This is a genomic window from Streptomyces sp. NPDC005925 (assembly GCF_040638805.1).
GTDB lineage: Bacteria > Actinomycetota > Actinomycetes > Streptomycetales > Streptomycetaceae > Streptomyces.
Genome location: NZ_JBEXVL010000001.1, coordinates 482,915 through 505,878 on the forward strand (window position 1 = coordinate 482,915; position 22,964 = coordinate 505,878).

A 22,964-nucleotide genomic window follows, 5' to 3' on the forward strand; every position below is an offset into this window, starting at 1 on the left:
CCTACGAGACGCGGAATGAGGGAAGTGCGGGGGCGCACTCGCGCGGGCCGTCGGCGGATTGCACGTTCCTCCGGCGGTATTCCGCCGACGGCTACGCCTGGGAGCTGGTCGCCTTGGCGACGGGCAAGGACGCGGCTCAGGCTGTGAGAACCAGGGCGTCCTGCGTGAGGGTTGCGCGGATCGTCTCGGTGAGCCGGTCGGCCGCGATCGACGCGTAGTGCTCGGTCTTCTCCACGCCTATGAAGTCCCGGCCTTCCAGCAGGGCGGCCACGCCCGTGGAGCCGGAGCCGGCGCAGAAGTCGAGGACCGTGCCGCCCTCGGGGCTGATCTTGACCAGCTCGCGCATCACCTCGACCGGCTTCTGCGTGATGTGCTGGCGCTTCGCGCCAGAGGGCTGCGAAGCCGAGTACATGCCAGGCAGATAGACGGGGTTGCGGGAGCCGTCGATCGGCCCCTTGCTGGCCCAGACGATGAACTCGCAGTTCTGGGTGAACCGGCCCTTCTGGGGCCTGGCCTGCGGCTTGTGCCAGGCCAGGACACCGCGCCACAGCCATCCGGCCGCCTGGATCGCATCCGTCGTCGTCGGGAGCTGGCGCCAGTCGGTGAACAACATGGCCGTCCCGCCGGTCTTGGTGAGGCGGTGAGCCGCGGTCATGATCTGCGTCAGCCAGAACGAGTAGGACCTCTGGTCCATGTTCTCGCCGGTGAAGTCGGCGAGGTCGTTCTTGGCGTCGGCGGAGGTGTACTTCTGCTTCGCGGAGCGCGTGGTGCGCTCCTTCGCGGTCCGCCCTCCGCTGTTGTACGGCGGGTCGGTGATGACGGAGTCGACGCAGCCGTCCGGAAGGCCGGAGAGAACGGCCAGAGCGTCGCCCTGGTGAAGGGAAAAAGGCAAAGGGGAACCCCGATTCGGGTGCGGAAAGGCGGAGGGAAATAGTCGCCTCGCGCAGGAGTCCTCGCGGGCCGGAAGTGGGCATGCAGAAGCCCAGGGCCGCAGACCGAGGAGGGCGAGGGGAATCCAAAAACTGTAGAGGCGAAACCGCCGACGACCAAGAAGTGCCCTGTCGAGGTATCGGTTTCCGGCACCTCACGCCGACTTTTTGGTCAACCGCCGATCCGCGCCTACTGTTTTTGAACCGCCCGGCGCACACCGCCGCTGGCCACTCCCCTGCCACACCTCACGGAGGTACCCCTTGCCCCGGCACACCTAGCTCACGGCCCGGCCACGCGGAGCGAGCGGCAACTCGCCCCGCACCGGCCCGTCCCGATCGCCCACCCCGGCTGCCGCGCCCTTCCGAGACGCCTCGCGCACGCGGTACGCCGGACACCGCACCCCCAAGGACACGCTCATGATGTCTCGCTACCCACCCATGCCCGGAACCGCTGACCGGCGAGCGGTCCGCTCGGATTGAAGGGGCTCGCCGCCGGCATCGGCGTCGTCTTCCTGTCCCCGATCCTGATCGCCGGCACCGGCATGATGCTGGCCTCCTCGGCCGACGCCGTGCAGAGCAGCGGCTCCTTCAGCAGCTGCCTGAGCGATATCGACAGCGACAAGGTCGCCGAACAGGTCACCAAGATCCTCGACGGCGCCTCCGGCAAGGACGTGCACGTCGAGGGCCTGGACCTGCCCGCCGAGCAGGTCCCCAACGCCCAGACGATCGTGGCCGCCGGCCTCTCCCTCGACGTCCCCAAGAAGGGACAGATCATCGCGCTCGCCACGGCGATGCAGGAGAGCCGACTGCGCAACCTCGCCTACGGCGACCGCGACTCCCTCGGCCTCTTCCAGCAGCGCCCTTCCCAAGGCTGGGGCAGCGCCCAGCAGATCCGCGACCCCACCTACGCGAGCGAGCAGTTCTACAAGCACTTGCTCAAAGTGAGCGGGTGGCAGCAGATGACCGTCACCCAGGCCGCCCAAGCCGTACAGAAATCCGGCCTGCCAGACGCGTACGCGCAGTGGGAAGAGCTCGCCACCGCGCTGCAGGCCGCCATCGCCAAGACCTTCCCCGGCGGCGGTGACGCGGACGGCAAGGACACAGACCAGGACAAGAAGCCGTCGACCAGTACGACCGGCTGCGCGCCGGGCCAGGACGGTTCCGGCTTCGGCCGCATCCCCGAGGGGAGCGTCCCGAAGGGCTACTCGATCCCCAAGGACGCTCATCCGAGGGCCCGTAAGGCCATCACGTGGGCGATGCAGCAGCTCGGCACCCTCTACCAGTGGGGCGGCTCCTGCACGAACTCGCACGGCCCCGACCCTATGGGTCGCTGCGACTGCTCCAGCCTGATGCAGCAGGCGTACGCGCATGCCGGCGTCACGCTCACCCGCACCACGTACACGCAGGTCAACGAGGGCAAGGCGGTCTCGCCCTCCCAACTTGAGCCCGGGGACCTGATCTTCAGCCGGGGTACCGCCGCACGGCCCGAGCATGTCGGCATGTACATGGGCGAGGGCCTCGTGATCGAGGCGCCGCGCACCACCAAGCCGGTCCGGATCACCCCGATCAAGGACTGGACGATCCTCGCCGCCCGCCGCGTCATCTGATCCCGGTCAGCCCGCAGGCCCGCGAGCCGCCGTCACCAGGACCTCACCGGCGGTCTGCCCGATAGCTGGGCTCGGTGGCCGACTCCCCATCACTCTCGACCGCTTCGCCGACGGCCGCCCAGCAGCGAGCCGACGGCCCACTCCCTATCCCCCAACACCCCGGAGCATCCACGTGACAATCCACTCCCGCGTCCGGCGCGCCCTCGCGGCCAGCTCGATCGGCATCGCAGTGGCGGCCGGCGGCCTAGCCAGCGCCTCCACAGCCCAGGCGTACGACACCGGCCACACGACGATCTCGTGCAAGGCTGTCAAGGTCCGCAAGGACCCTTCGAAGAATTCCACCGTCGTGGGCATCGCCTACCGGCACGACAACGTCACCTATAACCAGTTCGCGTACAAGCACGCAGAGAAGACCTGGTACACCCGCGGCACGGTGACCCGGAAGTCCGACGGCAAGAAGATCCGCGGATACATGATCTACGACTGCGCCAACCCGTACGAGTCGAACCCGGCGCCGAAGCCGTCGATCCCGAAGTAGAACGCCCCGGCAGCCCTCCCTGGCTCCGAGCCGAAAAGGCGGCTTCGAAGCCGCGCCCCGGCCCGAGGAGTGGCCTCTCCCTGCCTCTGCCCGAGGTAGGTCCGGGCGGGGCGCCGCCACGGCCACTTCCGCGCTCCGAGCGCACCTCCCCCTCCGCTTTCCCCCTTTCCCGCCGGCTCTCGCCTGGCCCGCGTATGCAAGGAGCCCTGCCACACCTATGTCCGTCCCTCTCGCAGACCGCGTCATCCAGCTCGCCTACGACCCAGGAATCTCACCCAAAGGCGGCGGACTGCCCGGGCTGAGTGTGCTGAAGAACGTCGTCAACAGCATCAACATGTTCGGGATCATCGCCGTCGTCGGCGCCCTCGCCGTCTCGCTCGGCGTATGGGCCTGGGGTCACCACACCGGTGGTCACCAGGCCGAAGCCAACGGTAAGAAGGGCGCGGTCGTGGCCGCCGGCGCTGCCCTCGGGTTGGGCGCCGCGAACGGAATCGTGGCCTTCTTCTCCGGCCTGGGGTCGCAGGTCCACTGATGCGGAAACGATCCCCCTCCTTTTCGCTGTCCTCGTACGGCTCGGGCTGGTCGGCCAACCGGCGCATAGCGATCGTCACCTGCGTAGTCGCAGTCCTGCTCGCCACCGCCGGGGTCGTCGCCCTGCTGACCGGCGGCGGGAACGGCCACCAGGCCCCGGGCACCGCCGCGCCCGCCCCAGCTGACAGCCCGTCCTCCACCGAGGCCGCCCCGAAGCCTTCCTCCGGATCCGGATCAGTGCCCAAGCCCCCGCAGATCGCCGAACCGGTCGCCTACGCCAAGGCTGCGGCCCGAATGCTGTGGTCCTACGACACCCGCGACACCAGCCGCGACCAGCAACTCGCCGGCATGCGCGCCTGGATGACCACGGAGACCAAATACGCCGACTGGGCCTCGGTCTCCGGCCAGGTTCCCGACCCAGTGCTGTGGTCGCGGATGGCCGACCAGGACCAGCACGCCACCGCAAGCGTCACCGAGGGCCACTACCCGTCCGTCTTCAAGGCGGCCCTGGCCGACGACCCGTCCGCGATCACCGAGGCGTACATCTACGTCGTCACCGTCAACGGCAAGCAGACGCTCAGCTGGAAGAAGGGCGGCGGAGGGGCCGAGGAACGGGCCGTGACCCTCGCCGTCCAATGCCGCCCGAACCACGACTGCACCCTGGCCGCAATCGCACCGAGCGTCACGCAGTGACCCGCCCCTGAGACAAGAAAGGAGGAGTAACTCCTCGTGGGTTTCTGTGATTTCCCCTTGGCGGACAAGCTGTGCGCCGTCGGCGACGCGGTCGATTTCGCCTCAGATCCCGGCAAGGCCATCGGCGACTGGATGGCGAAGTCCGCCGGTGAACTGGCAGCCGCCGCAGCCGATCTGGCCGCCGAAGCCGTCAACACCACCACGAAGGTCGACCTCAACGCGACGTGGTTCGTCGACAACTACGAGATGCTGCTGCCACTGGGCCTGGTCCTGCTGGTCGCCACATTCTGCGCACAGCTAGTCCGGGCCGCCATCCGACGCGACGGACAAGCACTGACACAAGCGTTCACCGGCACCATGAGCGGCGTCCTGTTCGCCTTCTGCGCCATCGCCTTCACCACCGTCGCCGTCGAAGTCGTCGACGCCGTCAGCGACGGCCTGTTCAAGACCGCGCACCTAGACATCGAGTCGGCCGTGCGCCGCATCGTGAAGGTCAACCAGATCCCGGGCCTGTCCGGGCTGGGCTGGCTCGTTGCGGTCGTCGCCGGCCTAGGCGCAGCCATCGGCGCCTTCCTCTACTGGTGCGTGATGATGGTCCGCAAGGTCGGCATCCTCGTCATGGTCACCTTGGCCGTTTTCGCCTCCGCCGGCGGCGGCTGGGAGGTCGCCCGGCGCTGGCGCAAGGGCTGGATCGAAGCCACCGCCACCCTCGTGGTCTCCAAGCTACTGATGACTGTGATCTTCGTGCTCGGTATCGCCGCCATGGGCAAGACCGAGGCCAAGGACGGCATCGCCGCCCTCGCCGACGTCATGTCCGGCATCGTGATCATGATCCTGGTGCTGCTGTGTCCGTACGCGGTCTTCAAGTTCGTGCACTGGGCGGCCGACGGGACCGACGGGGAGTCCATCCACCGTGCTGGCGGCGCCGGTGCGCAGATCGCGAAGGCGCACGCCGAGAAGGCCGCCCGCAAGGCCGCCGCTGCTGCGGCCACCGCCGGAACCGGTGGCGCTGCCGCCGGCGCGGGTGCCGCACCGCAGGGCCCCGCCGGTGGCGGCGGGTTCCCCGGCGACATCGCCGCCAACCCGACCGGCGGAGGCGGCGAGGGCAAGGAGGGGTCACAGAGCGGCGGAAGGGGTGCCTCGCCCGGCGGCGACGCGGTCAAGTCCGGCTTGGAGAAGGCCGTCCAGCCCGCGCCGACGAGCGTGTCCGACGACACCAGCGGCCAGGTGGGCGGCAGCCCGGGGCCTGGCGGATCCGGTGCGAGTACCGCGTCTGGGCAGAGCGGCGGATGGCAGTCCACTCCACCGACCACAACCCCGCCGCCGCAGGGCGCACCGCCGTCCTCCGGCACGCAGAACACCCCGTCCAGCGGGGCGAGCGGACCCCCGCCGCCTCCGACCGGCCTCTGATTCCCTGACCGACTCCCGGGGGCGGGATGTGCACGCGCCCTCCCGCCCCCGGGTTCCACCCGCGCCCCAGGACCCGCCCCTTGACTGATCTTTCCGTCGCCCCGGTCACGGTGAAGTTCCCGCACCGGAGCCGCCGCGGCATCCTCCTCGGCCTCTCCCTGCCTCAACTCGTACTCGTCTCCTGCATGCTGGCCCTGCTGCTGATGACGGTGATCTCCACCGGGCTTCTCGGCGCCGTCGCCCTGGCACCACTGTGGGCGGCATCCGGGGCACTCGTCGCGATCCGTCGGCACGGCCGCTCCCTGATCGACTGGGCGCCGATCGTCACCCGGTATGCGCACCGTCGCCGCACCGGCCAGACCCTCTGGCTCGCTCGGCCCGTCACCCGGCCCCGGCAGGACGGCGTCCTCCATCTGCCCGGTACCGCCGCATCCCTCAAGGTGGTCACCCCCGGCGACTCCGCCAACGGCGCCGCAGCCGTCCACGACCCGCACCAGCAAACCCTGACCGCCATCGCCCGCGTCACCAGCCGCGCCTTCGCCCTCCTCGACCCCGCCACCCAGAACCACAACGTGAGCAGCTGGGGACGCGCCCTCGCAGGCATCGCCCGCACTGGGCACATCGCCACCGTGCAGGTGCTGGAACGCACCGTCCCCGACTCGGGCGACACCCTCACCCGCCACTGGACCCACAACGGGCAGCCCCAGACCCCCATCGCCGGACAGATCTACTCCGAGCTGGTCTCCTCTGCTGGCCCTGCCGCCGCCCCGCACGAGACCTACCTCGCCATCTCCCTCGACCTCAAGGCCGCCCGGCGCCTGATCAACCAGGCCGGCGGAGGGCTGCCCGGGGCGTTCACCGTCATGGAGCAGACCACCGCGTCCATCGCGCAGGCCGCCCGCAACGCAGGTCTCCAGGTCACCGGCTGGCTGAGCGCACGGGAAATCGCCGCCGTCATTCGCACCGCCTACGACCCGAAGGCCCTCGCCGCGCTCCAGCAGTGGTCCGAGACCGGCCGCGCCGAGGCCGACCCAGCAGCCGCCGGGCCCGTCGTCCAGTTCGAGGAGTACGACCGCCTCGCTACCGACAGCGCACGGCACGCGACGTACTGGGTGGAGAACTGGCCGAGGACCGAGATGGGGGCTGGGTTCCTGCACGGGCTGATGTTCACGGCCGGCGTGCGCCGCAGCCTCTCCCTTATATACGTGCCGCAGGGGCTCGAGTCCGCACTGCGGGACGTCCAGCGCAAGAAGGCCGCGATCATCGCCGACGCCAACGAGCGCGCACGCCGCGGACAGGTCGATTCCGAAGAGGACTCCGTCGAGTACGCCGACGTCAAAACCCGCGAACGCCAGCTCATCGCCGGGCACGCGGATGTAGCACTGACCGGCCTGGTCACCGTCACCGCCGAGACCGACGCCCTCCTGGACGCCGCCTGCGCACAGATTGAGACCCACGCCGTCACCTCTGGCGTCGACCTCCGACGGCTCATCTACCAGCAGCCCGACGCCTTCGCCCTCTCCGCGCTCCCGCTCGCCCGCACCGCCTTGTGAACCAACCTCGCCAGTCCGCGCCCTGGCCCACTGCACTCCGGATCACCCGCGACGGGACGCCCGTCGCCACCCTGCCTACCGGCAGGAAGGACCACCACCTTTGACCTCTCCTACGCGCCCCGACGACGCGCACCCCTACCTCCGCGCCGCGAGCGCCGGCATCCGCCACCACGCACGGACCCTAGCGCCGTCGGACGCGGACCCACCCAGGCCCGTGGACCGGCTGCACCTTGACGTGCTGCACGCCCACCTCACCGCTCTGCTCCAGCTTCTGGACCGGCTCGCCGACAACACTCGGCCCCCTCACCCGGCCGCCGGACGTCACCTGGCCACCGCCCACACCAGGCTCTGGCAGGCCACCACCGAAGTCCACGCCGCCTTCCACCTGCTACCTGGCACAACCGAGGCCAACGCCGGGACGAGCTCCTGTCATCCAGAGCGGCTTCCCGAGGGTCCGCCCCTGCTGACCATCTGCCAACGCCACCTCGCCGCCGGACACGTAGTCCGCCGCAAAACCACCCCCACCGACCTCCGCCCGCGCACCACGGCCTGCGTGCGATGAGCACCACCCGCAGAATCGAGGGCCTCCGATGAGCCACCGGCCCGCCCGTCGCGCCCGTCGCGCCTCCGCCAGCCCGCTGTTCACCCCCCACGGCACCGACCGCGCCAGCCGCAAGGCCGCCCGCCGCCAGCTCGCCGAGGCCACCGCCAAAGCCCGCGCCGAAGCCAGCGCCCACCAGAGCGAAAGCACGCCCGCCGAGCACCAGATGCCCGCCCCGCTCTACCCACCGAACGGACGTCCCGGGCCCGCCTCCTCTCGCGGAAACCGGCTGAAGCTGCCCGCCCACCGCATGACCACAGCGGTCGCGGCCTGCGCCTATCCCTTCCTCGCCGAAGGCGGACTCGGCGCCGAGGGCATCTACATCGGCCGCGACGTCCACGCCGAAGCATCATTCGTCTTCGACCCGTTCGCTCTGTACGGCAAAGTCGAGGGATTCACCAACCCCAACCTGTTGCTCGCCGGCGTGATCGGCCAGGGCAAGAGCGCCCTCGCCAAGTCCTTCGCGCTGCGATCGGTCGCCTTCGGATACCGCGTCTACGTACCGTGCGACCCGAAGGGCGAGTGGACTCCGGTGGCAGAAGCCCTCGGCGGCCGGTCCGTCGCCCTCGGGCCCGGACTGCCGGGTCGCCTGAACCCCTTGGACGCGGCCCCGCGCCCGGAGAGCGTGTCCGAGGCCGACTGGATCGGCGAGATCCGCAAACGACGCCTGCTCCTGCTCGGCTCCCTTGCCCGCACCGTCCTGGGTCGGGACCTGATGCCCATGGAGCACACCGCCCTGGACGTCGCCCTCGACGCCGTCGTCACCCGCGCCGCCGACACGCACCGCACCCCGCTCCTCGGCGACGTCGCCGCCACCCTCAACAACCCAAGCGCGCTCGACGAGGCCGCCGGGATGATGTCGGGCCAACTCGGCGACACAGCGCGAGACCTGGCCCACGCCATGCGGCGCCTGGTCCACGGCGACCTGGCCGGCATGTTCGACGCCCCCTCCACCGTCGCCTTCGATCCGAACGCGCCGATGCTCACCATCGACCTGTCCCGCCTCGGCGGCTCCGGGGACGACACCGCCCTCGTTCTGGCAATGACCTGCGCGAGCGCCTGGATGGAATCCGCCCTCTCCGATCCCAACGGCGGCCGGCGCTGGATCGTGTACGACGAGGCATGGCGCCTGATGCGGCACGTCGGCCTGCTACAGCGGATGCAGGCCCAGTGGAAGCTCAGCCGCGGCCTCGGCATCGCCAACCTCATGGTGATCCACCGGCTGTCCGACCTGCTCACCGCCGGCGACGCCGGATCACAAGGCCGGGCCCTAGCCGAGGGACTCCTCGCCGACTGCAGCACCCGGATCATCTACCGCCAGGAGACCGACCAGCTCCACGCCGCGGCCTCCCTGCTCGGCCTGACCTCCGTCGAGATGGACGCCATCGCGCACCTCAACCGAGGGCGTGGCCTGTGGAAAGTCGCAGGTCGGAGCTTCATTGTTCAGCACCTCCTGCACAGCCACGAACTGGCCCTCTTCGACACCGACGCCCGCATGCACTGAAGACCAAGAGACTCGTGAAGCCCGAATTCCAACGCGCCTTGATACCGAGCGACGAGGTGCTCCAGCTAATCGGCGCGCTCAAAGCGATGAAGGACGAACTCAACGCTGCCCAGCAGTGAGAGCTGCTGGACGAGAACGGACACGTACCGGCCACGCCTTCCTACACCGCGCTGCTCCAGCACGCCACCGATGCACAGGACCTCTCCCGCGATGTCCTCCGGCCCAGTGCTGACTTCGCCCGGAGCCCACACAACCCGCGCCGGCAGCACCGTTCTGAAGCATTTCGGCACGGCGGCGACCACGTCGAGCCACGCACCCCCGCACTTCACCGAGCGCCTCAGCGCGCGCCTTCCTGCGGCGCACCTCGGAATCTCTTCGTGACGCGGCCAAGGAACTCGACGACCACCGCGGCTTTCAGCGCTTCCTCGCGACGCTCACCCGTCAGGAATGCCCGCCGGCGCCTCCGCCACCCAGGCCGGGCGGTCGCCACCGCTGACCGCGCCTGCCCGGAAGCCTGATCCACCCACATCCCAAGGAATGCTCTGAACCGCCCCGCTCATTTCAGCGACGCCGACCGGGCCGAATACCAGCAGTGCCAGGCCGAGCACGACGACCTCATGGCGCAAGTCGCCGATCGTGAAGCCCAGCTGGAACACGACCTGATCGCCGCCGACGACGAGTACGAACTCGACTCCAGTCCGGTTCCGAAGCCAGAAGTCGACCTCGCTCGCCGAACGCCTCTGTCACACCGACCGGCGTCTCGCAGGAGAATCCGTGGCCGCTGACGAGGCGAACGCTACGGACGCCCGCGCGGCTCCGACCGCGCCACTTCCCGACCACCGCGACGTGAACATGTCGTGGTGGCAGGAGCTGTGGCATCGCCACGCGCACATCACCACGCCGCTGCGAGCGCGCGGACTGCCATGCGACATCGAGTTCGGCCTCAGCGCCCACATCGTGCGCGTCTCGCTCCCCGACGACAGTTACCTGATCATCAGTCCACCGCAGGAACCGTCCTCCGACCACCCGCCCGGAGACCCCGAGGGCTGGATCGCGACCCGCGAGCTCCCCGACGACCAGACGCTGTTCGAGGTCCTCTACGACTCCGCCCCCTCCGACAACCCCGGCGCTCGCCGGCGGCCCGAAGCCCGCCACGGCGGCAGCGCCCAACCCCTGATTGAGGCGATCGACCTCCGCCTCGCCCAGCTCGGACTGCTACCGCACCCCGCTCTGCCCCACGAAAGCCCCCACGTGCACCCGGCCCAACCGACGCCCACGCCCCCGTCCCGGGACATCCTCGGCAAACCAGACCGCGACCCCGCCTACGTCTACGGCGACGCGCTGCGCGACCTGACCGACCGGCTCAACGCAGCCGAGTCGCACGCGGATGCCGCTGCCCTTTTGCATCAGATCCTGGAACCCACCGACGGCCTGCTGGCACAGCTCGGCGAGTTCTTCGAAGCAGCCGGCGAGAAAGCCAAGGAAGCCGAGGAGGACGACGGCTTCGACCTGTCCTACGACCTCGCCGACGCCGCTGCCGAGATCCGCAGCCTCGGAGAGGTCCTACACGTGGCCGAGGACCGGATGCGGGCCCTCACCCCGCTCGCGCCCGCACCGCGGCTGCCCTCCACCCCGGCTCGTGCACCGTCCCTTCCGCCGCGAGCCCTCCCGTCAGCTCCGCCGCGGCACATGCGCTGACGCCGCACCGCCGCCTCCCTCCCCTTCCCGCCGCCTACGGGGACAGCGGTCGCGCACTTCGCGTCCACGGCGTGGTCCAGCAGCTCACGGCCAAGTGCATCGGTGTGAACCTCCGCCACTCGGCCCGCCGCCAGCGCGGCCCTTCCGCCGACATCGCCGAAGACAGCACCCACGACCAGTCGTGCTCGCTGATCCCCATCCGCCCAGCAGACCCTTGGAGCCCCCTATCCGCACCGCTCGCCGTACCCTGCCGCTGTTCGTCGGCGCCGCCTGCCTCGCCCTGGCCCTCACCGGCTGCGCCGGCGAAGACGGCCCCGCCCATGCCCGGCAGACGCCCCACGCCAGCACCGCCCCGAAGCCGGTGCCCGCTCTCAGCGCCGCCCAGGCCCGCGACGTCATCACCCGCTATTCGGAACTCAACAACGAGGCCAACACCGACCGCGACCGGCGCCTGCTCGACACGGTCGAGGACGGCCCGCTGTACGCGATGTCCGTCTCGGACTACACCGAGACCGAAGGGCTCCCCGCGGCAGACCGCAAGCCGTACAAGCCGTGGTCCTACGACTCCGCGGACGCCAAGCTGTACATCCCGCGCCTGGGAGCCGGACAGAACCGCTGGTTCGCCGCCGCGCTCTCGGACCAGAAGGGCAAGGCCCCCTCGCGGTTGGCCGTGTTCGCCGAGCGCCCCCAGCACAAGCGCTGGGAGATGGTCTCCGTCGTCGACCTCGACAGCCCGGACCTGCCGGACATCGCCCTCGACCACGACGGATACGCAACGGCCGTCACCGCCGATGGCAACAAGCGCCTCGCTGCTGACGCCAAGCTGCTGCGCACCGCGATCCTCGACAACTTCGCCACCGGAGGCACGAACACGGGGACGAAGGTCTTCGCACCGACCAAGGCGAGCAAGCGGCAGATCGAAGTCCACGACAAGACCGGCACCCGCTTCAAAGCACAGGGCACCACCGTCTTCACCGGCGCCGCCAACCGCTACACGGACGCCTACGCCCTCAAGACCACCGACGGCGGCGCGCTGATCCTCTTCTCCCACACGCACACCCAGACCGACGCCGTGGCGCACTCCGGCCTGCAGATCAATCCCGGCAAGGACGACCGGGCCTGGCTCCACGACGTGCCCCGCACCTCCATCCGCTACACGTTCGTGTGCAACGACGCCGCCACCGTCCCCGCGAGGGCCGAGCCCTCCCGCCTGATCGGCTACACCTGCGCGCGTACCGACGCCTCCGGCCCTCCGGTCCCGTCCTGGTCCGACCGCGCGTAGACGCACCCGCGCGCCACCGTGACGGCCGCCGAACCTCCCCCGCACCCCGCTCGCTCCGGAGAATCCCCTGTCCACACGCTCCTTCATCGCCCGCCCCACCCGCGGTACGGGATACACGGGCATCCACGTCCAGCTCGACGGCGTACCCAGCCACCACCTCCCCTTGCTCCTGGCCGCCTACCAGTACAAGTTCGGACGCAACGTCGAGGCCATGTCCCGGCACCTCATCGACGACGTCGCCGTCGGCTGGGACGAACTCGGCACCGATCTCCTCGACGACGCCCCGCCCGCACTCGTGACCGCGCTGACCGGCGGCGAGCACTGGCCCAGCCGAACCCTCGACCACCTGATCACCCCGGACGGCTCACCCCCGGTACGCATGTCGGTCACCGACACGACCGCCGACGAGCAGGACATGCAGTGGGGGTACGTCCTGCACAAGGAGGGCGTCGAGGTGATCAGCCTCCTGCACGAGGACATCGGCCCAATCGTGAGCTGGTCCACCGACCCGCGCACCGCCTTCAACGACCACCCGGTGGCCTGGTCCTGCCTCGACTCCCCGCCAGCCATGCGGGCATCGCGCGGCAGGCAGCCCCAGAGCGCTCCTGCCGCAACCCCGGCGAAGGCCGGCGCCCCGCGCCCCGCCGCCCGACGCTAGTTCCCTCTCGTCTTCCCGGAGCCCTCTCTGCCCCCGTACACCACGCCCCTGATCACCGTCGTCATCGCAAGCCGCCTGCGCGAAGACCGGCTGGACTACCTGACCGCAATGCACGCCAGCCTCACCCGGCAGTCCGTGCCGTGGGACGCCGTGATCGCGCTCGACGGTGCTTCGCCCGACCGTCTGCCGGCCCCGCTCGCGCAGGACCCGCGCGTTCGCACGCTGGCGCTGCCCCGTCCGGTCGGCGCCGCCTGCGCCAGGAACCTGGCCCTCGCTCACGTACGCACCCCGTACACCAACTGGGCCGACGACGATGACCTGTTCCCCGACGATGCGATGGCCGTACGGCTGAACGCCCTGGAGTCGACGAGAGTCGGCTGGTGCGCCGGCTGGAGCGAGGACCAGCACCCCGACGGCTCGACCACCCTGTGGCGCTGCCCAACGCCGCCCGGCCGGCATGAGGCCGGTGACGTGCGGACGTACTGGAAGTCGCCTGCGGACACCATCCCCATCGGGCCGACCACGATCCTCGCCCGCACCGACCTCGTGCGCGCCGCTCCGATGGGCGGCCTCGTCCAGGGCGAGGACTACTGCGCGGCCCTCGGCGTCACCGCTCTCGCCCCCGGGATCCTGCTGCCAGTACCCGTGTACAGGTACCGCAAGTGGGACGGGCAGATGACGGCCCAGGTCGGATACGACCGGCTGGAGGCGGCTGCCCGGGAGCACGCCTGGGCGTACGGCCGCAGCCTGCGCGCCGTCCTGCGCGGTGGCGAAAACCTGGTCCGTGGCTGAGGCGCAGATCGTCCTGTCGCACAGCCGGGAGTCCGGGATCGTCGCGATCGCCTCAAGCGAGCAGTATCAGTGGGCGCACACCGCCCTTCCGTGCCGGAGCAGGAGCGCCGAGCACGCGCGTGGCCGGCCATCGAGACGTGGCTCGCCGACGGCGAAACGTTCTTTCGTCAGGCCCGCATCAGCGCACCCCATCGTCGCCCGGCCCTGCCCGTCACCGCGCCAGCCCGCCCCCTCACCACGGCCCGGCCCGCGCACCGCGGCCCCTGCCCCTTCCGCCCCGCGCCCCGAGGAGAGCCCCGCCCCCTTGCGACCCGGCACCCACTTCTCCTTCGGCGACCACGAGGAACACGGCTTCGTGGCCTCCTTCACCGCCGCCCTGCCCGCGCACCTCGCCCACTGGTACCTGGAGCGCGAGCAGTTCGAGCCCGTTCCCGGAGAACCCGGCCTGTACCGGCTCAGCGAGCCCGAGCGCGACGGAGTCCGCCGCACTCGCCAAGCCGTCCACGACCTGCGCCGCCACGGCTACACCGTGCAGGCCGACATCCGCCTCGAGCCGTCCCTCTCGGCCAGCCCGCCGCGCCCCGTCCGGCCTTACGGACTGCAGGAGCGCCGCAGCCGCCTCGCCCAGGCCGCAGCCGGCCGGACGACGCAGCGCTCCGCACCGCCCACCACCTCCCCGCCAGAGGCCCGGCCGATCCCGCCGAAGCCCACGTACGCTCCGACCGTCCATTTGACGGCCGCGACCCGCGGGCGGTCCCGATGACACCCGCGAGCAGCCCGGCCCCCGACGGCCCCTTGCCGACAGCTCCCGAACTGGCCAACGGGGCACGCGACTTCCGCTTGCGGATGGTGGTCATCGACAGCGAGACCGAGGCCACGCTCGACATGACACGCGACCGCTACGGCCGTACCGTCCACGTGGGCGCCGCCGCAGCCGCACGAGCCCACCGCGACAAGGCGGCGGTGGAGGCGTACGCCACCCACCTCGCCCCGCACGCCGAGGCTCTCCTCGATGCCGCCCGCCTCGTGCTCGCCGAGCTGCCACCCGCCCGGCACCTGGCCGGGTGGCGAGCCGTCCTGGACGGCCTGGCTGCCTCCGCCGCCGAGATCCGCCGGGCCCTCGACCGGCCGGCCGCCCCTGGCTCCCAGGCCGAACGCACTCAGCACGCGGCCTTGTGGCCGCACCTCACCGCCTGGGCGGACCACAGCTCTATCGCCAGCAACCTCGCCGACCAGCGCGACGGCCAGCACCACAAGGCTCCGCTGGCCGACGAGGAGCAGCAGATGTGGACCGAGAGGGCCCAGGCCGCGCAGCGGCGCGGCGAGCTGGAGCTGACCGAGTCGTGGTATGCCGCCGACGGGCAGCCGATCACCCTCGCTTACCTGGTCGAGGACAACGACTCGACGGTGGTCGCGCTGCGCGGCGATCCGGGGGTACCGGGCTGGCAGGTGATCGGGCACTACGACCACGAGTACGAGGCGGGCAAGGCCCTGCCCGCTCCGGTCCCGCCCGGCATCCTGCGCGCAGACGTCTCCCGCTTCAACCGCCCGGCACCGGCCCCGGAGGTGTCCCTGCAGGAACTCATCCGCGACGTCGTCGAAGGCCACACCGCCGGTGACGCATCGAACGCTCTCCTCGGAGCTGTCCAGCGCGGCTACGCCGCCGGTCCGATGGTCCGCCTGCAGGAACTCCTGGAGACGAGCAGCCAGTTCGCCAGCGCCCTGGAGACCGTGCAGGGCCGCCAGATCGCCACCCGCCTCTCAGCGTTGGGCCGACAGATCGAGTTCCTCACCCGTGAAGTCGAAGAGGTGGCCGAAGACCTCGGCGCGACCGTCGCCGTCCTGCCCCCGCACCGCACCGCCGTACTACGCGCCCGCCCGCGCCCGGCCGTGGACACCACCCCGCCCACGCCGCCACCCCGCGCCAGCACGACCGCCCGCCACCGCTAGACCCCGAGAAAGCACCTGTTGTCCCCGACCGCACCCCCGGCCCCGGCACCGCGCATCACCTACGGCGCGGTGCTGGGCAGCCCGTACGTCGCCCGCCTCCTCGGCGGCACCCTCACCGGCCGACTCCCCAACGGCATGGCGCCCGTCGCCATCCTCCTGTGGGCCACCACGAGCGGCAGCAGCATTGCGTTCGGCGGACTAGTCAGCGCCCTGTACGGGCTGTCCTCCTCGGTGGTGCAGCCCGTCAAGGGACGCCTCATGGACCGCCACGGCCAGACGGCGGTGCATCTTCCAGCCGCCGTGCTCAACTCGGCTCTCCTGGTGACCCTCCCGCTGACGGGACCGTACGGCGGACCGGGCCTCGCCACGGCCCTCGTCGTCGTCGCCGGCCTGACCACCCCGTCCCTGGAGGCCGGGCTGCGGGCCCTGTGACCCAGCGTGCTGCCCGACGCCCGCCTTCGGCACGCCGCGCTCGCCCTCGGCACCGGCACGCAGGGCCTCCTGTACATCGTCGACCCCCTGCTCGTCGCCGCCCTCGCCTCCGCGTACAACCCGAGCGTCGCGCTCACCGTCACCGCCGTCCTCGGCCTGGCTGGCACCACCGTGGTCGTCCTCGCTCCGCCATCGCGGCGCTGGCGATCGACGCCGTCAGTCGGCACCCTGCACGGTGACGTTGGACGGCTGACCAGCCCCGGCCTGCTGCTCCTGTTCGTCTCGCTGACCGGCATCGGGTTCGCGATCGGGGCCATGAATGTGTGGTCGATCGCCATAGCCGAGCACCACGAACAGGACATGCTCCCGGGCATCATCCCCGCCGCGTTCTCCACCGGCAGCTTCCTGGGCGGCCTCGTCTACGGGCGCCGCACCTGGAGTCGGACCACCGCCGACCGGTTGATCATCGCCAGCGCCGCGTTCCTCGCCGGATGGCTCCCGCTCGCAACCCAGCCCGCGCCGTTCGCGGCCACCGCGGCGGTCGCCGTGCCTGGTGCGTTCCTGACCGTCGTGGTCGCCTGCGCCTACGTGACCACCGATGCCCTCGCCCCTGCGGGCCGGACCAGCGAGGCGTACGCATGGCTGATCCTCTCGATCGGCGTCGGACAGTCCGCCGGTACCGCCCTGGCCGGACGCCTCGCCGAGCAGACGCTGGCCAGCGCGGCGCTCCCCACCGCCGGCGCGGCCTTCGCCCTCGCCGTCCTTCTCGCCGCGCGCCGACAGCTCCACCCCGCCGGGCACCGGCCGCGCGGCTGACACCGCCGCCCACTCCGAGGCTGGCACCAGACGTCCTGATCAGGGCGCACCCCCACCTTCCAACCCCTTTTGAGGAGATCGAATTATGGCCGTGCGTACGCACTGGACCGTGGAGCACGCCTGCTCCCACAGCGTGGATCATGACCTGTCCAATCGCCCTGCCGACAAGCGGGCGGGCTTTGCCCGTTGGCTCGCGTCGAAGGACTGCACCGACTGCTGGAAGGCGGCGCGCGACGCCGACTCCGAGTCCAAGGAGGAGTGGCTCGCGACCAAGCGTGCCGAGGAGCAGGAGGCAGCCATCGCGTGGGCCAAGCAGTTCGACATGCCGCAGCTGGAGGGTCCGGAGAAGGCCCTGGACTGGGGCGAGCGCTCCCGCCACCAGCTGATGACGGCCGCTCACACCGCGCTTGTCATCGAGGGCGCGTGGGACGAGGCGGACTGGGCGGAGCTGGAAGAGAAGGCCCGCTCCATCACCCGTGCCGGATGGTGGATCGACCAGCGCGACGCCGAAGGCACTGACCTTCTCGAACTCCTCGACGCGGCCAGTGAGGCGGACCGCGGGACGGAGAACCCGTTCCGCTGACGGCGGGGCAACATAGCCGGGGAACGCCGGTTAGTCAAACCGGCGTTCCTCCGGACTATTGATGCTCCCACCCGCCAGCAATCGCGCGGAAGGAACTCATGTCCCAACCCCCGCCCACCTCAGCGTTCGCACCCACGCCCGACCCGCTCACCCCCGACCGGGACATCACCCACGCCCACTTCCAGGCCGGTGACACCGTCGTCGTCCTGAAGGGAGTGGTCGACGGAGAGCTGTGGGGCGACGCGATGTGCGTCGTGGCCCCTTCCTGGCACACCCCGACCGACGAGGACGGGTGGCGGTTGCGGGATGCGACCGGTGGCGCCCAGTCCTACGTCACCGCCCACCCCCGCTACCTCGTGCACCTCTCACGCCGCTGCCCTGACTGCCTGATCTACCTGCGGGCCATGGAGGACACCCTCCTCGCACGGTTCGCCGACCGCGACGATCTGATCGACTGCGGCTGGTACACCACCACCGCCCTGGGCCAACTCGTGCACATCGCCGACATCCGGAGCGGCCGTTGATCCCCCGCCTGCACGAGCGGACCCACCGGCCCCACCACCCGCTCGAAGAGGCGCTGGGGCGGCCGGTCTCACCGAACGAGGGCCTGACGGAACACACGATCGCCGCCCACTGGCCCGGCCTGGATTACTTCACCCTGGACGACGAGCAGAAGACCTGGACGTCCGTCCAGTGGGCCGAGCACCTCGAAGACCCCTATCTGGAGCACCCGTTCGCCGCCAGCCCCGACGACGACCGGCGGGCGATCCTCCACCTCGACATCCGCCTTCACCCCGACGACCGGGAACTGACCGGACCGGAGTGGGCCGAGGTCGCTCAACGGCTCGCACGAGCCGTCGGCATCGAGATCCCCGGCAAGGAACATGGCTGCCGGTGGATCGCCGTCCAAGCCCAGCCAGGGCGCCTCGACCTGATCCATCTCGACGGCACGTGGCACGCTCCTCCCGCAGACAAACTGCGGCGCCTGGCACAGGAGGCGCGTCGCATCGAACAGGACCTCCACCTGATCCCTGTCCGATCCGACCCCCCTTCGCGGCCTGCCGTCCGCGCGGCGCTCACGGCGTCGGCCCAGCTCGCGACCATCCTCACGCAGCTCGCCGACGAACAGGCCGGCCCTCTGGCAGCGGTACGCGGACTCGTCGAGCACGCCTCGCACCGGATCGCCCGCCAGCCGGGAGCAGCCGGCACCGATACGGCACACCGCCTGGAGCTGATCGCCCGCCGCCTCCACGCCATCCAGCAGGACCTGGACACCACCGCAACCCGCCTGGTCCAGCCCCGTGCCGTCCCGGCCCCGGACGCCGTCCGGCACAACGCCCACCGATCACCGTAGGAGAAGCGTCTCCTTGCCCCGCACCGAACGCTTCCTGGACATCCGCCGCGACCCGCACTCCGACGAACTCTTTGCCCGCGGCGGCGACTCCGAGGCACATAGCATCCTCCAGCGCGCGGGCTTCGTCGCCGTCGTCCGCGTCCATGAGACGTACCACCGCGCCCCGACCGGCCTAGCGGAGGACGACGAGTCCCGTCTGGCCACCGACGCCGTGGCCCGCCTGCGGGCAGCCGGATACCACGTCGACTGCGACGCGGACTTCGACACCGAGTCGCGTCCGGCCAGCTACCTGCCGCTGGGATCCTCCGTTGCCCACGTCACCGAGCGCCTTCGCGAGGCCGCCACTACGGACGAGGCGGCCGATGCGCTGACTGAGCTGACCGCCGCCCACGACGGCGTCCTCGCCGCGCTGGAGGAAGTCCTCACCGCCACCGCCGACTTCCACGACGGGCCCGGCCAGGCGGCCGACCCCTACATCGCGCGGCGGCTGCGCTACCTCGCCGACGAGCACCTTCGCGTCATCCGTACCGACCTCTCCGAGACCCGCAACCAGCTCGCCGACCGGCATGCCCCGCACCCCGGCCGCAGCAGCTGCACCGGGGAAGTCCCGTCAACCGAGCAAGAGCGCTCTGCCGTGTGCGCCTGCCCGCCACCGCCGCGCACCCTCCCTGTCCCGCCGCCCCCGATGGCCGCCGGACTGCGCCGCTGACTCCCACCTCGCCCAAGGACACCATGCACGACCACGACACCTCCGAGCGTCTCGCCTCGTACGCCGACGTTCTCGCCGGCGAACTCCCCGACAGTTGGACCAGCTCCCACCTGCCGGCCGACGCCAAGGACGACCTCGCCGAACTCGCCGACCGCATCTGGGACCTGGACCTGGTCGCCGCCTCTCTCGCCGAGCACCCCCTGCAGCAGGCCGCCGTCCTGAGCCGACAGGACGGTGCGCAGCTCGTCCTTCTGGACCGGCACGACGAGCGCGACGGCTTCCTCATCGCCGCCGTCGCCCCGCACGCCCTGCCCGACGAGGCGTTCCGCGGCGTTCCCGAGCCCAACGGCATCGCCCTGGCCGATGACCCGTTCCTGAGCGCCGAGCAGGTCACCGGCGACCTGCTCGCCCGATACGACAGCGCCCTCACCCAGGTCCGCCACAACGCCCTGGACGGCGGCATCCAGCCCTCCCAGCCGGACCGGGTCGTCCTGACTTGGCAGCCGGACGGCAGCGTCGCCGCCGCCCCCGCCGACGACCGCGCCACCGCTGTCCTCATGGCCCACGGCTTCGTCCAGGACCCGCAGAGTGGCATCTACCGCCTGAGTGGTGACGACACCCGGGCCCAGGCCCGCGCCCTGCGCAAGATCGGCCCGCGCCTCGACGCGCTCGGCATCGGCACCGCTCTGCAGCATCCCCCAGGCCGGACCGCGCCCACCGCCGCCGCTTCCGTGCCGCCCGTCCCTGCCGGTCCTCGTACGCCGACCACCCGGTCTCGGTGAAGCAGACGGAGTCCGACTTCTGGGTGCTGGAGCACGTCACCATCACCAAGGACCCCCGAACCGACCTGGTCGTGGCCATCGGCGGTACCGGAAAGGCCGCGGACATCCTCCAGCGAACCGGCGGCTTCCTCTCCGCTCCCGGACCGCGCGGGGACTATCACCGGCTTCCACACGGCCTGCCCGTGGAGCAGCAGCGTCGGAAGGCGACCGCAGCCTCGAACGCCCTGCTCGCCGCCGGTCACAGCGTCCACCTCGACCCCACGCTGAACATGCTGGTCGCACCGGACGGTGAACGTGAGGCCGCCCTGCGCTCCCTGGCCAGCCTCGCTGAACGAGCCGCAGCCGCCACAACCAGCAGCGAGGTGGCCGAGGTCCTGACCGAGATCGCTGCCCCCGTCCACGGGCTGCTGCCCCTCGCCAGAGAGGTCGTCGTCCGCGCCTGGATCGCCGCCAGCGACTTCCAAGGGGCCGCGCCCGCCGGGGAAGCCGATCCCATCGCACGGCTCGGAAGCACCGCCACCTCCATGAGCGAGGCCGCGCGCGCCATCCTCCACGCCCGCAACCACGCCGCGCGCCCTGCGCAGCGGCCGGCCACTACCTCACCACCTCCGAGCCGCGCCCAGCCCGCGGTATCCCGCCGCCGCTGACTCCGGAGAACCACATGGCCAACCTGGCCGACGAATACGGCACGGACGTCGAGATCTACATCAAGACCCTGACGACCACCATCCACGCCGACACCCCAACGGGTGCCCCCGCCCAGCTCCACGACCTGCTGGAACACCTCGGCCTGGAACGCCACGCATACCCCACGGGCGCGCCGCTCTACATCTGGCACACCGTGCCCGAACACCTCGACGCCGGCGAGCAGAAGCGGCTGGCAACCCGCGCCATCTTCGTCCTGCTCCTGGCCGGGTACGAGGTCAACTGCACGCCCGACGTCTTCGACGAATCCGCCTACCGACAGGCCGTGCAGGACCTGCGCACCCGAGCGGGCCGCCCTGCCGTGCGGCAACAGGCACCGATCGGCTCCCCCTCGCCTGCAACCCCGGCCCGCCGCACCCCGTAAGGCGCCTGGGCGGTCCCGACACCGCGCCGGGACCGCCCGCCTCACCACACGAGACCCGGAGAAACCCGTAACAACCCGCACACCCCCACCGATCAGCAACCGGCTCAAGCCCCGACTCGCCACGGCCCTCTTCCGCCGCTATCTGCGCTCCTGTATTCCGACCGGCCCCGACCGCACCTCCCCGCTGGCCGGCGCCCGCCCTGAGGTCGCCCTCGCAGAGACACAGCGCGTCGTGCACCACCACCACTGACCGTCCACCGACCCGGAGGAGCATGTCCCACCCCGCCCCCTACCCGGTGAGACTGGCCGACGAGATCACCCGCCAGCTCGGCCAGCTCGCCGACCACCTATCTCAGCTTCCCCCGCCCCAGGCCGCTCAGGTCATCGCCCGCGTGCTCAACCCGGACACCGGAGTCCTCAGCGGCATCACCCACCTCGTCGCCACCGGCAGCGTGTTCGCCAAGGACCAGGCAGAGCGAGGCGCGCTCCCCGCGGAGGTGTGGCTCGCCCTGGGCCGTGCCTCGAACGAACTCGGCGACATCACCCGCGACCTGGACGAACACAAAGACGCTCTTCAGCGCGTCGGCGCCCCGCCCGCCACTACGGCGGCGAAGCCCCCAGCACCCGCACCGCTCGTCGTCCGGCGCCGCCGGTGAAGAAGAAGCAGTGGCAGGGCTGGGGACCCGACGAGCAGGCCGAGCAGCACTACCTCGTCCAGCCCCGCGCCCTGGCCGGCGGCGGCGACGTCCGGCACGTCTCGGAGTTCCTGCGCGCCTCCGGCTGGAGGGACAAGTCCAAGACGGGCGGCCCCCTGCGCATGGAGAGCCCGGACCGCACCGTCCGCATCGCCTACGACCCCTACGTCCTCCCCGGCGGATGGACCATCCACGGCCACACAGACGGAGCGAACGGCGAGTGGTCTGCCCACCTGGGCCGGCAAACGCCGGTGGAGATCGTCGCCGGCCTGACCGACGCCCTCACCCGCCCCCGCTCCGCCCACGCCCCCAACGTCTGGGCCCCTCTGCAGGAGCAGAACTGGCACACGCGCTTCGAGGGCCAGGACTACATGGCGACGAGCGCCGACGGCACCGCGTGGATGCAGTACCGGCAAAGCCCCGACGGGGCGGTGATGTGGTGGACCGGAGCGCAGGACAAGCAGGGCAACGGCTGGACGGCCAACTTCACGCCGAACACCCCGATGCACCTGGTGCAAGCCTTCTCCACCGAACTCGCCAGCCCGGACCCCGTGATGCGCCCGCGCGGACGCGTGCCGCACAGCGCGCAGATCCGTACCTGGTCGATGTCCGTGAAGCCCTCCCAGCTCAGTGCGTGGCAGCAGGCCCGCATCACGGCCGCCCGCGCCGCCACCTGGGCCCGCAACAGCGCCCGTAGCACCAGGCCGCGCACCAGCGCCCGTCCCTACACCCCGACCGGCGGCGCACGCACCCGCCGCTGACCGCAATAGCCCCGCCC

Annotated in this window: 27 protein-coding genes; 25 read left to right on the top strand and 2 right to left on the bottom strand. The window is 71.1% G+C overall.

Features of this window, described 5'->3' with window-relative positions:
• Positions 1 to 136: 136 nt before the first annotated feature.
• Positions 137 to 892 (bottom strand): site-specific DNA-methyltransferase, encoded by a 756-nt coding sequence (locus tag ABZ354_RS02090; protein ID WP_358651931.1) that lies wholly within the window; start codon positions 890 to 892, stop codon positions 137 to 139.
• Between the two features lie 513 nt (positions 893 to 1,405).
• On the opposite strand from ABZ354_RS02090, the gene ABZ354_RS02095 reads away from it, so the two are divergent.
• From ABZ354_RS02095 to ABZ354_RS02130, 8 genes are all read left to right on the top strand, one after another.
• The gene (locus tag ABZ354_RS02095) at positions 1,406 to 2,536 is read left to right on the top strand and encodes an NlpC/P60 family protein (RefSeq protein ID WP_358651933.1); all 1,131 of its coding nucleotides are present in this window, start codon (positions 1,406 to 1,408) and stop codon (positions 2,534 to 2,536) included.
• A 172-nt stretch (positions 2,537 to 2,708) separates the two neighbouring features.
• Positions 2,709 to 3,074 carry a hypothetical protein gene (locus tag ABZ354_RS02100; RefSeq protein ID WP_358651935.1) on the top strand — a complete coding sequence of 122 codons (366 nt, stop codon included), beginning with the start codon at positions 2,709 to 2,711 and terminating at the stop codon, positions 3,072 to 3,074.
• 217 nt (positions 3,075 to 3,291) lie between these two features.
• A complete protein-coding gene (locus ABZ354_RS02105) occupies positions 3,292 to 3,606 on the top strand; it encodes a DUF6112 family protein (RefSeq protein WP_011031268.1) in 315 nt (104 codons plus the stop codon).
• Positions 3,606 to 4,298, top strand: a complete 693-nt coding sequence (locus ABZ354_RS02110) for a hypothetical protein (RefSeq protein ID WP_358651937.1) — start codon at positions 3,606 to 3,608, stop codon at positions 4,296 to 4,298. The genes ABZ354_RS02105 and ABZ354_RS02110 overlap by 1 nt, the downstream gene beginning before the upstream one ends.
• 36 nt (positions 4,299 to 4,334) lie before the next feature.
• Complete coding sequence (locus ABZ354_RS02115) at positions 4,335 to 5,708, top strand: ATP-binding protein (protein WP_358651939.1); 1,374 nt, start codon at positions 4,335 to 4,337, stop codon at positions 5,706 to 5,708.
• A gap of 80 nt (positions 5,709 to 5,788) precedes the next feature.
• A complete protein-coding gene (locus ABZ354_RS02120; protein WP_358651940.1) occupies positions 5,789 to 7,261 on the top strand; it encodes an SCO6880 family protein in 1,473 nt (490 codons plus the stop codon).
• Positions 7,262 to 7,361: 100 nt separating this feature from the next.
• Positions 7,362 to 7,823, top strand: a complete 462-nt coding sequence (locus ABZ354_RS02125; RefSeq protein WP_356918419.1) for a DUF6238 family protein — start codon at positions 7,362 to 7,364, stop codon at positions 7,821 to 7,823.
• A 28-nt stretch (positions 7,824 to 7,851) separates the two neighbouring features.
• The gene (locus ABZ354_RS02130) at positions 7,852 to 9,366 is read left to right on the top strand and encodes an ATP-binding protein (RefSeq protein WP_358651943.1); all 1,515 of its coding nucleotides are present in this window, start codon (positions 7,852 to 7,854) and stop codon (positions 9,364 to 9,366) included.
• 434 nt (positions 9,367 to 9,800) lie between these two features.
• Here the strand turns inward: ABZ354_RS02130 and ABZ354_RS02135 are convergent, their stop codons facing one another.
• A complete protein-coding gene (locus ABZ354_RS02135; RefSeq protein ID WP_358651945.1) occupies positions 9,801 to 10,022 on the bottom strand; it encodes a hypothetical protein in 222 nt (73 codons plus the stop codon).
• 118 nt (positions 10,023 to 10,140) lie between these two features.
• On the opposite strand from ABZ354_RS02135, the gene ABZ354_RS02140 reads away from it, so the two are divergent.
• The 17 genes from ABZ354_RS02140 to ABZ354_RS02220 all read left to right on the top strand — a co-directional run bounded on the left by ABZ354_RS02140 (position 10,141) and on the right by ABZ354_RS02220 (position 22,947).
• Positions 10,141 to 11,064: a hypothetical protein gene (locus ABZ354_RS02140; protein WP_358651947.1), complete on the top strand. Its 924-nt coding sequence runs from the start codon at positions 10,141 to 10,143 to the stop codon at positions 11,062 to 11,064.
• A 214-nt stretch (positions 11,065 to 11,278) separates the two neighbouring features.
• Positions 11,279 to 12,346 (top strand): hypothetical protein, encoded by a 1,068-nt coding sequence (locus ABZ354_RS02145; RefSeq protein ID WP_358651949.1) that lies wholly within the window; start codon positions 11,279 to 11,281, stop codon positions 12,344 to 12,346.
• Between the two features lie 163 nt (positions 12,347 to 12,509).
• Complete coding sequence (locus ABZ354_RS02150) at positions 12,510 to 13,004, top strand: hypothetical protein (RefSeq protein WP_358651951.1); 495 nt, start codon at positions 12,510 to 12,512, stop codon at positions 13,002 to 13,004.
• A 48-nt stretch (positions 13,005 to 13,052) separates the two neighbouring features.
• Positions 13,053 to 13,796, top strand: coding sequence for a glycosyltransferase (locus ABZ354_RS02155; protein WP_358652237.1), 744 nt, complete (start codon positions 13,053 to 13,055; stop codon positions 13,794 to 13,796).
• Between the two features lie 304 nt (positions 13,797 to 14,100).
• Positions 14,101 to 14,559 (top strand): hypothetical protein, encoded by a 459-nt coding sequence (locus ABZ354_RS02160; protein WP_358651953.1) that lies wholly within the window; start codon positions 14,101 to 14,103, stop codon positions 14,557 to 14,559.
• Positions 14,556 to 15,746, top strand: a complete 1,191-nt coding sequence (locus ABZ354_RS02165) for a hypothetical protein (RefSeq protein ID WP_358651955.1) — start codon at positions 14,556 to 14,558, stop codon at positions 15,744 to 15,746. Before ABZ354_RS02160 ends, ABZ354_RS02165 begins: the two co-directional genes overlap by 4 nt.
• Before the next feature lie 18 nt (positions 15,747 to 15,764).
• Positions 15,765 to 16,178: a hypothetical protein gene (locus ABZ354_RS02170; protein WP_358651957.1), complete on the top strand. Its 414-nt coding sequence runs from the start codon at positions 15,765 to 15,767 to the stop codon at positions 16,176 to 16,178.
• Positions 16,179 to 16,184: 6 nt separating this feature from the next.
• Positions 16,185 to 16,994, top strand: a complete 810-nt coding sequence (locus ABZ354_RS02175) for a hypothetical protein (RefSeq protein ID WP_358651959.1) — start codon at positions 16,185 to 16,187, stop codon at positions 16,992 to 16,994.
• 85 nt (positions 16,995 to 17,079) lie between these two features.
• The gene (locus ABZ354_RS02180) at positions 17,080 to 17,577 is read left to right on the top strand and encodes a hypothetical protein (protein WP_358651961.1); all 498 of its coding nucleotides are present in this window, start codon (positions 17,080 to 17,082) and stop codon (positions 17,575 to 17,577) included.
• 98 nt (positions 17,578 to 17,675) lie between these two features.
• Positions 17,676 to 18,101: a hypothetical protein gene (locus ABZ354_RS02185; protein ID WP_358651963.1), complete on the top strand. Its 426-nt coding sequence runs from the start codon at positions 17,676 to 17,678 to the stop codon at positions 18,099 to 18,101.
• On the top strand, positions 18,098 to 18,931 hold the full coding sequence (locus ABZ354_RS02190; RefSeq protein WP_358651965.1) for a relaxase/mobilization nuclease: 834 nt from the start codon (positions 18,098 to 18,100) through the stop codon (positions 18,929 to 18,931). Before ABZ354_RS02185 ends, ABZ354_RS02190 begins: the two co-directional genes overlap by 4 nt.
• A gap of 13 nt (positions 18,932 to 18,944) precedes the next feature.
• Positions 18,945 to 19,640, top strand: a complete 696-nt coding sequence (locus ABZ354_RS02195; protein WP_358651967.1) for a hypothetical protein — start codon at positions 18,945 to 18,947, stop codon at positions 19,638 to 19,640.
• Positions 19,641 to 19,663: 23 nt separating this feature from the next.
• Positions 19,664 to 20,422, top strand: a complete 759-nt coding sequence (locus tag ABZ354_RS02200; RefSeq protein ID WP_358651969.1) for a hypothetical protein — start codon at positions 19,664 to 19,666, stop codon at positions 20,420 to 20,422.
• A complete protein-coding gene (locus tag ABZ354_RS02205) occupies positions 20,419 to 21,069 on the top strand; it encodes a hypothetical protein (protein ID WP_358651970.1) in 651 nt (216 codons plus the stop codon). Before ABZ354_RS02200 ends, ABZ354_RS02205 begins: the two co-directional genes overlap by 4 nt.
• A gap of 14 nt (positions 21,070 to 21,083) precedes the next feature.
• Positions 21,084 to 21,491: a hypothetical protein gene (locus ABZ354_RS02210; RefSeq protein ID WP_358651972.1), complete on the top strand. Its 408-nt coding sequence runs from the start codon at positions 21,084 to 21,086 to the stop codon at positions 21,489 to 21,491.
• Positions 21,492 to 21,763: 272 nt separating this feature from the next.
• Positions 21,764 to 22,147, top strand: coding sequence for a hypothetical protein (locus tag ABZ354_RS02215; RefSeq protein WP_358651974.1), 384 nt, complete (start codon positions 21,764 to 21,766; stop codon positions 22,145 to 22,147).
• Entirely contained in the window at positions 22,144 to 22,947 is an 804-nt protein-coding gene (locus ABZ354_RS02220) for a DUF317 domain-containing protein (protein WP_358651976.1), read from the top strand. Before ABZ354_RS02215 ends, ABZ354_RS02220 begins: the two co-directional genes overlap by 4 nt.
• The last annotated feature ends 17 nt before the right edge of the window (positions 22,948 to 22,964 follow it).